Source organism: Streptomyces sp. NPDC021019 (assembly GCF_044333295.1).
Classification (GTDB): domain Bacteria; phylum Actinomycetota; class Actinomycetes; order Streptomycetales; family Streptomycetaceae; genus Streptomyces.
In genome coordinates, this window is sequence record NZ_JBIRQR010000003.1 from 757,954 (window position 1) to 771,214 (window position 13,261).

Annotated in this window: 12 protein-coding genes; all 12 read right to left on the reverse strand. The window is 74.4% G+C overall.

Annotated elements, in window-relative coordinates:
* Positions 1-11: 11 nt before the first annotated feature.
* Positions 12-293 carry a chaplin gene (locus ACH4RG_RS20890; protein ID WP_026290151.1) on the reverse strand — a complete coding sequence of 94 codons (282 nt, stop codon included), beginning with the start codon at positions 291-293 and terminating at the stop codon, positions 12-14.
* Positions 294-432: 139 nt separating this feature from the next.
* Positions 433-1,581: a GNAT family N-acetyltransferase gene (locus tag ACH4RG_RS20895; RefSeq protein ID WP_397917857.1), complete on the reverse strand. Its 1,149-nt coding sequence runs from the start codon at positions 1,579-1,581 to the stop codon at positions 433-435.
* On the reverse strand, positions 1,578-2,255 hold the full coding sequence (locus ACH4RG_RS20900; protein ID WP_397917858.1) for a lipopolysaccharide biosynthesis protein: 678 nt from the start codon (positions 2,253-2,255) through the stop codon (positions 1,578-1,580). Before ACH4RG_RS20900 ends, ACH4RG_RS20895 begins: the two co-directional genes overlap by 4 nt.
* A complete protein-coding gene (locus tag ACH4RG_RS20905; protein WP_397917859.1) occupies positions 2,252-3,388 on the reverse strand; it encodes a glycosyltransferase in 1,137 nt (378 codons plus the stop codon). The genes ACH4RG_RS20900 and ACH4RG_RS20905 overlap by 4 nt, the downstream gene beginning before the upstream one ends.
* The gene (locus ACH4RG_RS20910; RefSeq protein WP_398539955.1) at positions 3,385-4,203 is read right to left on the reverse strand and encodes a polysaccharide deacetylase family protein; all 819 of its coding nucleotides are present in this window, start codon (positions 4,201-4,203) and stop codon (positions 3,385-3,387) included. Before ACH4RG_RS20910 ends, ACH4RG_RS20905 begins: the two co-directional genes overlap by 4 nt.
* On the reverse strand, positions 4,193-5,917 hold the full coding sequence (gene murJ, locus ACH4RG_RS20915) for a murein biosynthesis integral membrane protein MurJ (RefSeq protein ID WP_398539956.1): 1,725 nt from the start codon (positions 5,915-5,917) through the stop codon (positions 4,193-4,195). Before murJ ends, ACH4RG_RS20910 begins: the two co-directional genes overlap by 11 nt.
* Complete coding sequence (locus ACH4RG_RS20920) at positions 5,914-7,272, reverse strand: O-antigen ligase family protein (RefSeq protein ID WP_397927319.1); 1,359 nt, start codon at positions 7,270-7,272, stop codon at positions 5,914-5,916. The genes murJ and ACH4RG_RS20920 overlap by 4 nt, the downstream gene beginning before the upstream one ends.
* 2 nt (positions 7,273-7,274) lie before the next feature.
* Positions 7,275-8,600 (reverse strand): exopolysaccharide biosynthesis polyprenyl glycosylphosphotransferase, encoded by a 1,326-nt coding sequence (locus tag ACH4RG_RS20925; RefSeq protein WP_397917863.1) that lies wholly within the window; start codon positions 8,598-8,600, stop codon positions 7,275-7,277.
* Between the two features lie 152 nt (positions 8,601-8,752).
* Positions 8,753-9,919 (reverse strand): glycosyltransferase, encoded by a 1,167-nt coding sequence (locus tag ACH4RG_RS20930; protein WP_397917864.1) that lies wholly within the window; start codon positions 9,917-9,919, stop codon positions 8,753-8,755.
* 486 nt (positions 9,920-10,405) lie between these two features.
* Positions 10,406-10,996, reverse strand: a complete 591-nt coding sequence (locus ACH4RG_RS20935; protein ID WP_397917865.1) for a cysteine hydrolase family protein — start codon at positions 10,994-10,996, stop codon at positions 10,406-10,408.
* A 131-nt stretch (positions 10,997-11,127) separates the two neighbouring features.
* Positions 11,128-12,177, reverse strand: coding sequence for a polyprenyl synthetase family protein (locus tag ACH4RG_RS20940; RefSeq protein WP_397927320.1), 1,050 nt, complete (start codon positions 12,175-12,177; stop codon positions 11,128-11,130).
* Entirely contained in the window at positions 12,174-13,232 is a 1,059-nt protein-coding gene (locus ACH4RG_RS20945; protein ID WP_397917867.1) for a hypothetical protein, read from the reverse strand. Before ACH4RG_RS20945 ends, ACH4RG_RS20940 begins: the two co-directional genes overlap by 4 nt.
* Between the last annotated feature and the right edge of the window lie 29 nt (positions 13,233-13,261).

Sequence of the window (13,261 nt, forward strand, 5' to 3'; positions counted from 1 at the left end):
ACTACGGGAGATCAGCGGCCGTAGCCGTAGCCGCCCTTGTCGTGGTGGCCACCGTCGGCGTTGACGCAGGTGTTGCCGAAGGCCGGGTTCAGCAGGCCGATCACGTTGATCGTGTTGCCGCAGAGGTTCACCGGCACGTGCACGGGGACCTGGACCACGTTGCCCGAACCGACACCGGGGGAGGCCGCGGCGAGGCCCTGCGCGCCGGCGTCCGCGGACGCCATGCCGGCGCCGCCGGCGATCAGGGCGCCGGTACCGGCCATGACTGCGGCGACCTTCGTCATACGAGACATTCGGAACTCCTAGAACAGATAGGGGGTGTGCTGCGGACGCGAGGCCCGCACCCCCTGACAACGCGGGAGAGGCCGGACGGTAACGGATCAGGGCACAGGTGATATCTCCGGCACCCCTGTCCGGCGTACGCCCGGCGCGTCAGCGCCCGATCGCCGGAAGCCCCGTCAACCGCTCGTGCCAGTCCCGCGCCGCCGGGAACCGGGCCTTCACGGTCTCCACCGCCCGCTCCCGTACCGCCACCTGCGACTCGCGCAGCCGCAGCAGCGGCTCCAGGCCCGGCCGCGCCAGCAGCAGCCGTTGGTTGACCACCGGCACCGGTCCCCAGTGGTTCTTGTAGCTCTCCGCACCGCGCAGCAGGCTGAGCACCGCGCGCCCGCCGTCCGAGGCCTGCTGGGCGACCTCGCGCAGCAGCAGCGTCGACACATCGACCTTCCGCTCGCGCAGCGCCGGATCCGCACCGTACAGATAGCCGCCCGTCAGCCGTCCGGACTGCAACGACAGGTTGGACGCCACCACCTCGCCGTTCAGCCGGAACTCCGTCATGGCCGCCGTACCGTCCCCCACCATCCGCCCCACCGACCGGATCAGATGGTCCGAGAACCGCGCCCGGAGATGCTCGGGGTTGACCGCCCGGCCCTCCCACTGCCGCTCGTGCAGCCGCAGCAGCGTGCCGATCGCGGCGGGCACCCCGTCCCGCGGGATCCGGTGCGCCTCCACGCCCAGGGCGTCGACCTTGCGCAGCTTGGAGCGCAGCCGCTGGCCCCGCGAGCCCGTCAGCCGCGCCACGGCGTCGCCCAGCGGCTCGGCCGGCAGCTCCATGCACGTCGAGTCGGTGAGCCGGCTCCGGGCCCCGGCCCACCGCCCGAACAGCAACTGCGCCGACGCGTCGGGCCTGACCTCCCGCAGGTCCACCACGGTGTGCCGGGCCGCCCGGTCCAGACCGCGCCCCAGCGCCCCCACCGCGTAACCGGCCTCCTCCTCGTCCAGCAGGATGTCGAAGAAGTCGGAGATCGCCCCGCCCATCGGGACGAGCAGCGGCATCGGACGGTGCACCAGCATCAGCGGCGCCGCCCCGATCAGCCGCCCCGCCCGGCGGACCAGCAGCACCCGCAGCCGGCCCTCCTGGCCGTAGGAGATCCACCACGAGTGCAGCCAGGCGTGGCTCTGGAACGGGGTCGCGGTGGCGCAGCGGCGGTGCAGCGCGTCCCACTCCCCGGCGAGAGCGCCGAACTCCCCGAAGTCCCGGCACAGGGTCACGGAGAGGCCGCCCGCCCGGTGCCCCGTCATCGGACGAGCTCCCGGTCGTCCTGGGCGACTCGGCCGCCCCCGGCCGTCGGACCGGGAACCTGCGCCGGGACGGGCCGGCCCGCCCCGCGCGGCCGGACCAGCAGCACGAGGCCGCCCAGCAGCCCGCCCGTCGCGGCCCCCACGGCGCCGCCCAGCGGCACGGACGGCGAGACCGGCTGGTCCGGCGTCAACGCGTGGGTGAACTTGATCAGCTTCACCCCGGTGTCCTTGGAGACATGGCCGCTGCTCACGATGACGGCCTCGATGACCGCGTTGGCGATGTCGGCCGCCTTGTGCCGGTCCTCGGACGTGCCCGTCACCGAGATCATCGGCGAGTCGGGAGAGGTCTCCGACCGGACGTGGGACCGCAGCTCACGCAGCGGCTCGCCGGCCGCGCCCTGGGCGTACGAGAGCGTCGCGTCACTTGTCGTCAGCCGCCCGTACGACTGGGCGTACCCCAGGGCCGCCGAGGGGTCCGTCTCCGCCTCGGCGACCGCCATCGCGTAGCTGGTGGCCTCGTACCGGTCCGCGGCGAGCGCACTGTACGAGAGCCCGGACGCGGCGCCGATCAGAACGGAGACGGGCAGCGGCCACCAGTGCGGCAGCCGGGCCAGGGCGGTGCGCAGCCGGCGGACGACGACGTGTCGACGCTGCTGCTCGGGTGAGTCGGTCATGAAAGGGCTCTCCGGTTCGGTGGGGCGGTGTCGAGGGCGTACGCGTACACGTCCATCAGGCGCTCGCTGCTGCGCCTGATGTCGTAATGGCCGACGGCCCGGGGCGGCGGCCGCCGGTCCGCTCCGGCCTGTATCCGCTGCCGCAGCCGGGCCGTCAGCTCCTCGGGGCTCCCGGCGATCCGGGTGGCCGAGGGGGCGTGGGCGGCGGGCAGGTCGTCGATGGCGGGGCAGGCGTCGTGCAGTACGGGCAGTCCGGCGGCGAGCGCCTCCACGGCGGCGAGCCCGAAGGACTCCTCGCGGGACGTGGAGACGAAGGCGTCCACGGCGCTCAGCAGCGCCGGGACACCCGGGACCGGACCGTCCCCGTGCTCGTCGCACTCCCCGAGGAACCGGATGCGGTCCACGGCCCCGAGGCGCAGGGCCAGCGCCCGCAGCGCCCCGGCCTCCGGACCGTCCCCGGCCAGCAGCAGGCGGGCCTCCGGCAGAGCGGCGACCGCGCGGATCAGCACGTCGAACCGCTTGCCCGGCACCAGCCGCCCGATCCCGCCGACGACGAACGCCTCGTCGGGGACACCCAGTTCCGCCCGCACGGAGGCCCGACGCGCCGCGTCGAAGCGGTACCGGTCCGCGTCGATGCCGTTCGGCACCAGTCGGATCCGGTCGGCCGGCACGCCCCAGTCCCGCAGCCGGCCGGCCACGGTGGAGGAGACGGCGACGGTCGCCGCCCCGAGGCGTTCGGTCGCGAGGTAGAGGGCGCGAATGGACCGGGTGAGCGGGCGGCCCTCGATCTCGGCACGCCCCAGGGAGTGCTCGGTCGCGACGGTGGCCCGGGTCCCGGCGAGCCGGGCCGCGATCCTGCCGTAGACACAGGCCCGGTACAGATGCGTGTGGACCACGTCGTAGCGGCCGTCCCGGATCAGCCGGGCCAGCCTTCCGACGGCCGACAGGTCCCGGTTGCCGCGCATCCCGAGGTGGGTCACCCGGATGCCGTCGGAGCGCAGCTCCTCGGCCACCGCCCCCGGGTTGGTGAGCGTCACGACATCGCACTCCACCGGCAGATGCCGCAGCAGCAGCCGCAACTGCCGCTCGGCGCCGCCGACCCCGAGCCCGGTGATGACGTGCAGCGCCCTCACCGCGGGCCGCCCGTCCGCACCGGCACGGTGGCCCGGGGGCCCGCACCGGGCGCCGTCACCTGCCGCAGCCCGTGCCGCAGGTCCTTCGCCCACAGGCGCACCCCCCGGTCCGCCTGGCTGATGTGGGTGCGGGGCAGCGCGAACCGGCCGAGCAGCGGGCCTGGAGCCAGCGCGCACGCGTAGCCGTAGCCCGCCGACCGCGCGGCCTCGGTGACCCGGCGGTCGAGGATGCCGTACGGGTAGCAGAAGCCCTCCGGGAGCGACCCGGTGAGATCGCCGATCAGCTCCCGGCTGCGGGCGGTCTCCCGGCGCAGCTCCTCGTCCGGAAGGGCCGTCAGGTCCTGGTGGTACAGACCGTGCGAGCCGACCTCCATGCCCGCGGCGGCGACCCGCCGGACGCCGTCGTGGGTGAGCAGTGGCTTGCGCGGGCCGAGCGGATCCCACTCGTTGACGCCCCCCGGCCGGCCCGGGAGGACGAAGACCGTCGCCCGGAAGCCGTGCCTGCGCAACACCGGCAGCGCCTCGTCGAGGAAGTCCGCGTACCCGTCGTCGAAGGTCAGCCCAACCAGCCCGCGCCGCCCCGCGTCCCCCGCGCGCAGCAGCTCGGACACCCCCACCCCCGTCAGCCGCCGGCTGCGCAGCCAGGACAGCTGCTCGTCGAGGCGCCCGGGGGAGACGGTGATGCCGTACGGGTCGTCGCTCGGGTCCGTCACCGAGTGGTACGTGAGGATCCACGGCCGACGGCGGGTGTGGGTGTGCGGGCGGAGCCGGGACGAGGGAGCGTCGGCGCGGTGTGCCGAGGATTCAGCGGCCATCAAGGAACCTCCGTCGGGTGAGTGCCAGCAGGGAGACGACCTCGGGCGAGCGCAGGGCGAGCCCGGTCAGGAAGAACACGGCGGGGACGAGAAGACACCCGGCGGCCAGACTCAGCAACGGATCGGGGACGAGAGGGGCGCACGCCCAGCCGGCCGTGCCCGCCGCCAGCGACGCCCCGGCGAGCCGGCCCAGCGAGAGGGCCACGGCCCGCGTCCGGATCGGCACCACTCGGGTGCCGAGGCCCATGAGGAGCAGCAGCGCCGTCGTGCTGATCCCGATCGCGTTGGCGGTCGCGATGCCGTCCACGCCGAAGCGGTACGTCAGGGCGTACCCGGCCCCCGTCGTGACCAGCAGCCCGGTGCCCATGGCGAACGCCGGGAACCAGGTGGGCCGCCCGGACGAGAAGAACGGGCGGCTCAGCGCGCCGACCAGACAGTGGCCGAGCAGCCCCAGTGCGTACACCCGCATCACCTGGGCGGTGGACGCGGTGTCGGCGGCGTCGAACGCGCCGCGCTGGAAGAGGACCTCGATGATCCGGGGCGCGTAGCCGAGGACGACCGCCGTGCCGAGCAGCACCACCATCCCGGCGAGCGCCAGGTCCCGCTCGACGCGCAGCCGGGCCTTCTCCCGGTCCCCCGCGGCCATGGCCTGCGCGACCACCGGGAAGGTCACCGTGCAGATCATCAGCGACAGCACCATCGGCAGCTGCGCGACCTTCTGCGCGTAGTTCAGATGCGAGATCGCGCCCGCCGGCAGCGTGGAGGCCAGGAACCGCTCCACCAGCACCTGGGACTGACGGCTCACCACGAACAGGACCACCGGGGCCAGCACCGCGAAGCCCAGCAGCGGAGCGGTCCGCGCCGCACGCCGACTCCGCCGGAACCTCGGCGGCCGGGGCCGCGCGAGCGGTACCAGCCGCAGGAACATGGGCAGTTGGGTCAGGATCATCAGCACACTGCCGACCGCGACCCCCACCGCCGCCGCCCGTACCCCCCACGCCGTGTGCAGGGCCAGCGTCATCCCGATGATGCCGAGGTTGTACGCGACATAGACCCCGGCGGGCGGCAGGAAGCTGCGGTGCGCGCGCAGCGCGGCGCTGAAGTAGCCGGTGATCCCGAAGGTGAGGACGGTGACCGCGGTCAGCCGCGTGCAGTCCACGGCGAGCCGCGGATCGGCGAGGCCCGGGGCCAGAACGCCCACGACCCACGGGGCGCCCGCGACCAGCAGCGCCGCGCCGCCGGAGAGCAGGAGGAACAGCCGGGGGAGCGTCGTCGCCACCAGATCCCGTACGGGGTCGGAACCGGGCGCTTCCCCGGCCGCGGCCCGCCGGGTCAGGGCGAGGCTGAACGCGGGGACCAGCAGGAGTGCCATCCCGTCCTCGATCAGCAGCGTCGCCGCCATCTCGGGCACGGTCCAGGCGATCAGGAAGGCGTCACTCGCGTCGCTCGCCCCGAAGTACCGGGCGATGGCCTGGTCCCGCACCAGGCCGAGGACGGCGGCCACCACGGTCAGCACCGCCGTCCCCGCCGCCGCACGGGCGAGGAAGGCCCCGAGCCTGGGGGCCTCGCCGTCGGCCGTCCCGGGCGCGACGCCGGGGGAGAGGCGCCCTTCGGCTCCTCCTCCCGGGGCCGGGAGCAGCGGCGGGGCCGCCGCGCCCGCCGGACGCGCCTCGGCCTCCGTCCCCGCCCCCGTCCCCGTGCCGGTGTCGCTCATGCGGCGCTCACCCGGTCCGGCCCGGCCAGCGCCCACCAGGCGGCCAGCCCCAGCACGACCCCGCTCAGCACCGTGGTCGGCCCGCCGATGTCCGCGTACAGGAAGTTGACGCTCTGCCAGGTCATCAGGGCCACCGCCGCCAGCCCGCAGTCCAGGGCCGCGTGTCCGCGCGAGCGGGCGACGTACAGTCTGCGGACCGCGCCGACCAGGATCGCCGCCCAGCCGGCGACGAGCGCGGTCAGACCGATGAGGCCCTGCTCGCTGAGGACGAGCAGATACATGTTGTGCGGGGAGAGGAGCGCCTGCCGGCGGAACTCCTGGCCCGCCCCGGCCGTGTCGCTGCCGGAGGAGAGCCCGATGGATGCGTGTCCGTCACGGTGCGCGGGGAAGCCCTTGAGGCCGACGCCGGCGGCCGGCCGCTCCCGCCACATCGCGCCCGCCGCGCCCCACATCGCGTAGCGGTCGCTGACCGACCGGTCCGGGGTGCTGGTCACCCGGGTCACGCTGGCGGCCCGGTCCGCGATCATCTCGGAGCCGATGCCGAACCCGCCGACCAGGACCACCCCGGCCGCTCCCAGCACGGCCAGCGACGTCCAGGCCTGCCGCCACCCGGTCAGCGCCAGGACGACGAGGACCGCGACGACCGTGGCGAGCCACACGCCCCGGCTGAACGACAGCGTCAGGGGCACGATCAGCGCGACGGCCAGGACGGCGGCGCACGGCCGCAGCCAGACCGGGGCGTTCCGCGGCGTACGCAGGGCACAGGCCGCGGCGGCGAGCAGCCCGTAGGCGACGACGGTCGCCATCCCCATGATGTCGCTGGGCCCGAACGTGCCGACCGCCCGGACGTCCACGCCCATGTAGGAGGCGCCGGTCCCGGTGACGTACTGGTGGACGCCCGTGACGCCCTGCACGACCGCCAGGAGGACGAACGAGCCGGCGACGATCCGGAACCCGTGGGCGTCCCGGAGCAGCAGGTACACGGCGATCGGCACGAGGACGAAGACCTGGAGATGGCGGACCAGCCCCGGCAGGGCCGCCGCCGGGTCCGCCGCGGTGATCGTGGCCACCGCGAAGCCCACGGCGGGCAGGCCCAGGACCAGGGCGGCGGTGGCGCTCAGCGGACGCTGCCGCAGATACAGCAGCCGCCCCACGCACACCAGCACCGCGAGGCCGGACGCCACGTCGGCCGGGCCGCCGCCACCGGAGGTCCCGGAGGGCAGGGCGGGCAGCAGGACGGTCGCGACCAGGGGCAGCAGCGGCCAACGGGTCCGCCAACCACCCCACGGGGGGCGGCTGACGGCGCGGGGCCCGGCCACCGTCGACGGCGCGGGCGGGCCGAGCACAGCGGCCATGATCAGCTGCCTCCCAGTCGGAACAGGGAACCCGCGGTCCGCGCGAGCACGCACGCGTCCTGCCACAGCGACCAGGTCTCGATGTAGTGGTTGTCGAAGCGGGCCCGCTCCTCGATCGAGGTGTCGCCGCGCAACCCGTTCACCTGGGCCAGACCCGTGATGCCCACGGGCATCCGGTGGCGGGCCTGATACCCGGGATGGGCGCGGCTGAACTGCGCCACGAAGAAGGGGCGTTCGGGGCGTGGTCCGACCATGCTCATATCGCCCCGCAGGACGTTCCACAGCTGCGGCAACTCGTCGAGGGAGGTCCGGCGCAGCACGCGGCCGACGCGGCTCATCCGTCCGTCGGACGCGACGTTCCAGCGGGTGGCCGACTCCTGGACGTCGGCGGGCCGCAGCGTACGGAACTTCAGCAGGACGAACGGGCGCCCGTGCCCGCCGACGCGTTCCTGACGGAAGAGCACGCCCGGCCCGTCGGAGAGCCGCACGGCCAGGGCACAGACCGCCATCACCGGGGCCGCCAGCAACAGCCCGACCGCGGCCAGGGCGGCGTCCGTCACCCGTTTCGCCCCGTGGCCGAGAGGACGGTTCGTCCCGTCGCTCAGCGGCTGGACGGTGAAACCCCACAGATGATCGGGGCGGCCCTCCGCCGGGGGCCCCGCGACGGCGCCGGGCCCGGTGACCAGCCACACCCGGCAGCCGTGACCGGTGAGCAGAGTGAAGAGAGCGGCGCCGTCAGGGGTGGACTCGGGCGGCGCCGTGAACACCGCGTGCCGCACGCTGTTCTGGACGACGGCCCGCCGCACCTCCTGGGGCGAGGCCAGGACCGGCAGCGGCGCGGAGTCGGAACCCGACGGCCACTTGCCGTCCCCGGACGACGGGGATGCGACCAGACCGACCGGCCGCAGTCCGTAGACGGGGTGGTCGCACAGGGCGGCCGTCACCTGACGGGCCAGTGGCCCCTGACCCACGACCAGCGTGGACAGCGGGCGGCGGACCGCGGCCCGCCGCCGTGCCCGGTACACGGCCGCGCGTCCCGCGCAGGTCAGCGCGGTCTGCGTGGCGGCCCCGTACGCCAGCACCGTCCAGCCGATCGCCTGTTGCGGGGCCCAGGCGGCCAGCACCTCCATGGTCACGTACCACTGGAGGAGGGTGAGGCCGAGAAGGGCGGGGAGTTCGGAGAGGACCGAGAGGGACAGACGCATCGCGTACAGGCGACGTTGGGCGAAGAGCAGCACCTGCGCCACCGCCTGGACGGCCACCAGCGTCCAGGGCCACGGGACCGGGACGACCAGGGTGAACGCCACGGCCGGGGCCAGGGCGTCCACGCACAGGAGCGGCGCGAGACGGCCGTACCGGACGGTCCGGCGTTTGCCGGGCTGCGTCTGCGCACCGCCGCCGCTTCTTCGCGGCGGATGAACCGTGGGAGCCTGCACGGCTGTTGCCTGACCAGCGCCGGGAACCGGTGCACTCTCCATCGTCATCGCTCGGTGCGCTTCCTCGTCGTGGGGCCGGACAGGCCGACCAGTTCCTGGTAGAGACCTGCGACGGCCCCCGCGGTCCGTCGGACGTCGAAGGCCGCCCGGGTATGGCGCAGGGCCCGGCAGGACAGCGCGTCGCGCAGGCCGGGGTCGGCGAGCAGGGCGGTCAGCGCCGCGGCCAGTGCCGCCGGATCCTCCGGAGGCACCAGACAGTGGTCCTCGTGGCCGGGCGGGAGGCTCTCCCGCGCCCCGTTCACGTCGGTCATCACGACGGGGCGCCCGCAGGCCATGGCCTCCAGCGGGGCCAACGCCATGCCCTCCCAGCGGGAGGGCAGCACGAGGACGTCCGCCGCGTGGATCCACGGCCGCACGTCCTCGCAGGCTCCGGTGAACAGCACGTCCGGCGGGGCCGACGCCTCCAGTCCGTCCCGGTCGGGTCCGTCCCCCACCAGCACCAGACGGGCTCCGTCCACCGGCATCCGGCGCCAGGCCCGCAGCAGCACGTCCTGCCCCTTCTGCCGGGTCAGCCGGCCGACGCAGACGACCAGCGGGGCGTCCGCGCCGGCGCCCCCCAGTAAGGGCAGCGAGGCGCGGGCCTCCGCACGGTCCTCGCTGCCGCCGGGACGGAAACGGTCGAGGTCGATGCCGTTGTGGATGACTGACCAGCGGGCGGCGATGCCCGCCTCCCGTCCGGTGCGGCGTTCGGACTCGCTGACGCACAGGATGTGATCGGCCCAGCGCGCGCCGAACCGCTCCCAGCCGAGTGCGAGTTCCGCGGTGCGCCCGTCGACCGCCTCGAACGACCAGGCGTGCGGCTGGAACACGGTGGGGATCCGGCCGCGCACCGCGATCCGGCCGGCCAGTCCCGCTTTGGCGCTGTGGGCGTGCACCACGTGCGGGCGGCTCAGGCGGACGATCCGGCGCGCGGCGGCCACCTCACCGGCCAGCCGGGGACCGGGGGCACGGGTGACGGACCAGCCATGGACCTCGGCGCCCGCGGCCGCCGCTCCGAGGGCCAGCGGGCTGCCGGGCGGGCAGGCCACCACCGGGCGCAGCCCGGACCGGGCCTGGGCCCTGACGAGATCGGTGACGACCCGGGCCACGCCGCCGTCCACGGGTTGAACCAGATGAAGGACCGTCAATCGGCTTTCTTCAGTACGACGCATGTGCAGCACGACGGCTCTCTTCGCTCCATCCGGTGAGTAAGCCCCACCGGCAATTGGGGGGCGGCGTCGCGGGGCTGGGCACGCGCATCTGCGGCGTTGTCGTCAATCACCATGGCTCCGCCATGCCTCGATCCTCCGCCTTGCAGCTGCACGCACCCAGCCCCGATCCTTTTTTCCACCCCCAATTGCCGGTGGGTCCAAGCCGAAGTGCACTTTGGCAGAGTTGTGGCGAAATCGTGCGCGTGACTCGCTCATACGACCACAGGGGGATGATGCGGGAATGAGGGCTGTTCGGGTGGGCGCGCAGCAGATCGACGCATGGCCGCGGCCTTTCTCGGACCGTCGGTGAAAGGGCTTGCCGAGAGTCCCCGCACGGAATGACGGAGGTGTTCCGTACGCATCGCGCCGCTTATATCTTCAGCCGTTTTCCGGCATGCCGTACTGCGCCGATCGCCACACCGGATGGCGGCACCATCTATCGGCCGACTAGGCCGTTCTCGTGCTGGCGGACGGGGTGGCGAAAGGGACCGTCGCGGCGCGCGCCACGATTTCCACCGAGTCGCCCAGAGCCCATTCGGCCACCCGTGACGCCATGGCCGCCGGCACCACGTCGCTGATGTCCGGCGCGGCCGGAACGTCGTACGTGGCGTGGGCGTCATGAGGCAGGACGACCCGGTAGCCCAGCTCCAGGGCCCGACGGGCGGTGGCGATCACGCACATCTCCGACATCACCCCGCACACGGCGAGCGCCCGGACGCCCGCCGCTCGCAGCTCGGCCTCCAGCGGAGTCTCCTCGAAGCCGTCGTCCTCGCTCTTGCGGATCACGGTTTCGGCCGGCCCGGTGCGCACGGGCAGGTGCAGCTTCCACCCGGGCGTCCCCGGCTCATCGGGCTGTCCGGCCGGGCCGTCGTTCTGCAGGTGGACGACGAGCGCCCCGGCCTCACGGGCCCGCCCGACCAGATCCGTCACCCGGTCCAGCAGCCGGGGCGCGTCGGGCACGGCCGCGTCCCCCGCGACGAACGCCGACTGGACGTCGACGACGAGCAGCGCCGTGACAGGAGCGGGAAGGGCGGTCACGCCGGGGCAGTCCTCACGTCGTCGCGGCGGGTGCGGGTGCCGGAGCGGGCGCGTGGGCATAGGCCCGCCGGCGGTCATTGTGCCGTACGGGGGCCGTGGCCGCCCGCCGATTTCCGGCGGGCGGCCACGGGTCAGGCGGTGCGGTCCACGAGGTACGGGATCAGCGTGAGCAGGTCCCCGCGCGCGCCGTCGGCCAGCGGCACCCGGTCCAGACAGGCGCGGGCCGCCGCCAGGTGCTCGTGCGCCTCGTCGACCGCGGCCCGCCTCCCCCCTGCCTCGTCGATCAGCTCGGCCGCACGGCGCGCGGTCGGGTCGTCGAGCGGCCCGGCGGAGGTGAGCAGCGCGTCGAGACGCCGGGCCGCCGGGTGGTCGGCGGACAGGGCCGCGAGCACCGGGTACGTCTTCTTGAGCCGCCGAAGATCGCTGTGCACCGGTTTGCCGGTCACCTGCGGATCGCCCCAGATGCCGAGCAGGTCGTCCACCGCCTGGAACGCCACTCCCACATGCCGACCCGCCAGGTCCAGCGCCTCGACGGTGCTCGCCGGGGCGCCGGCCAGCACCGCGCCCAGGGCGGCGGCGCAACCGAGCAGGGAGCCCGTCTTGTGGGTGGCCATCGACCGGTACTCGTGCGGCATGACCGCCCCGGGCCCGGTCCACGGCCGGGACTCGAAGAGCAGGTCCTGCGCCTGGCCACGCACCAGATCGCCCAGAGCGCGCGCCAGTTGCCGGACGGCCGCCGCGCCGCCGGGGCCCGGAGCCTCCGCCAGCGTGGAGACGGCCAGGGCGAACAGCGCGTCACCCGCGAGGACCGCCGGGCCCGTGCCGTACGCCTTCCACAGGGTCGGCCGTCGACGGCGGGTCTCGTCCCCGTCCATGATGTCGTCGTGGATCAGCGAGAAGGTGTGGATCAGCTCGACGGCCACCGCGCCGAGCACCGCGTCCGCCCCGCTGCCGCCCGCGGCCTCCGCGCCGAGGACCGCGAGCGCCTGGCGGACCCCCTTGCCCTGCGATCCGGGCGCCGGCTCCCCGCCGGTCCCGCTCCAGCCCAGCGAGAAGGCCGCCGTCTCCGCGTGCCAGGGGTGCAGCTGCCCCACCGACTCCACCAGGGCCGGGCGCACGAGTTCGCGGCAGCGGTCCAGTATCTGCGGTGCGCTCGCCCGGCTGGTCGTGGAGAGCGTCATCGGCGGCCGTCCCTCTCGCTCGCCGAGGCCGGTTCCACGCCGAGTTCGGCGTACGCCTTCTCGACCATCTCCTGGGCGTTGAGCAGCCCGATCCGGCTCAGCCTGCCGCGCAGTTCGTCCAGCTCGGCGGCGGTGGCGTCGCGGTCCCGGCCGAGCCGGGCCCGCGCCTTGACCAGGCCGAGGGAGGCCAGTGCCTCGCCCCGTGGCTCGTCCATCGCACGGAACTCCCCGAGCGCCTGCTCGTAGACCCCGCGTGCCTCCTCGTACCGCCCGGCGCGGAACAGCACGTTGGCCCGCATCTTGTGGTTGTACGCCAGGGCGCTGGAGAGGTTCATCTCGCGGCAGGCCACCTCGGCCTCGGAGAGCAGGTCGAGTGCGCGCCCGGTCGCCCCGTCCCGGAGGGAGACGATGTCGGCGATACCGCGCAGGGCCCAGGCCCGGCCGCGCCGGTCGTCCGCGTCGCCCGCCAGGACGGCCGCCTCCTCGAACATCTCCAACGCGGTGCCCAGCGAACCGGTGTTGCGGTGGATCTGCGCGATGCCCTCCAGCGCCCAGACGGTGTGCCGGGCCTCGCCCCGGGTGCGGGCCTCGGCCAGCAGCTGTTCGTGCAGCGTCGCGACGGTCGCGTAGTCGCCCTGGATCCGTCCGGTCTCGGCGAGGCCGGCCAGCGAATAGCCGCGGGCGACCACGTCACCGCCCCGCTTCCCCAGCTCCGCGGCGAGGCCGAGCAGCCTGAACGCGAGGCGCAGCGAACCGCGTTGGCGTGCCAGGGTGCCCCCGCTCCACAGCGCCCACGCCATCGCCCCGGTGTTCCCGGCCGTGCGCGCGGCCCGGTAGCTGGCCTTCCAGGCCCGGTCGGCCTCCGCGACCTGCCCGAGCCTGCGGTGCGCCTCGGCCACGGCCAGGCCCGAACGCGCCACCTCTTCCTGCGATCCGGAGAGCTCGGCCTGCCTCAGGTGGCGAACTCCCTCGGCCAGTACGTCGGTGAGCGAGGCGTTCACCGACATCTTGGTGAGCGCTCCCTGGTACTCGGGCGCCAGTGCCTTGGTCTGCATGGGGGCCTTCCGCGCGGTGCCGGGCCCAT

Bases quoted from the DNA above. Each gene is read 5' to 3' on its own strand.
- murJ (WP_398539956.1), bottom strand. From the start codon at position 5,917: ATGAGCGACACCGGCACGGGGACGGGGGCGGGGACGGAGGCCGAGGCG.
- ACH4RG_RS20945 (WP_397917867.1), bottom strand. From the start codon at position 13,232: ATGCAGACCAAGGCACTGGCGCCCGAGTACCAGGGAGCGCTCACCAAG.
- ACH4RG_RS20890 (WP_026290151.1), bottom strand. From the start codon at position 293: ATGTCTCGTATGACGAAGGTCGCCGCAGTCATGGCCGGTACCGGCGCC.
- ACH4RG_RS20930 (WP_397917864.1), bottom strand. From the start codon at position 9,919: ATGCGTCGTACTGAAGAAAGCCGATTGACGGTCCTTCATCTGGTTCAA.
- ACH4RG_RS20900 (WP_397917858.1), bottom strand. From the start codon at position 2,255: ATGACCGACTCACCCGAGCAGCAGCGTCGACACGTCGTCGTCCGCCGG.
- ACH4RG_RS20895 (WP_397917857.1), bottom strand. From the start codon at position 1,581: ATGACGGGGCACCGGGCGGGCGGCCTCTCCGTGACCCTGTGCCGGGAC.
- ACH4RG_RS20910 (WP_398539955.1), bottom strand. From the start codon at position 4,203: ATGGCCGCTGAATCCTCGGCACACCGCGCCGACGCTCCCTCGTCCCGG.
- ACH4RG_RS20940 (WP_397927320.1), bottom strand. From the start codon at position 12,177: ATGACGCTCTCCACGACCAGCCGGGCGAGCGCACCGCAGATACTGGAC.
- ACH4RG_RS20920 (WP_397927319.1), bottom strand. From the start codon at position 7,272: ATGGCCGCTGTGCTCGGCCCGCCCGCGCCGTCGACGGTGGCCGGGCCC.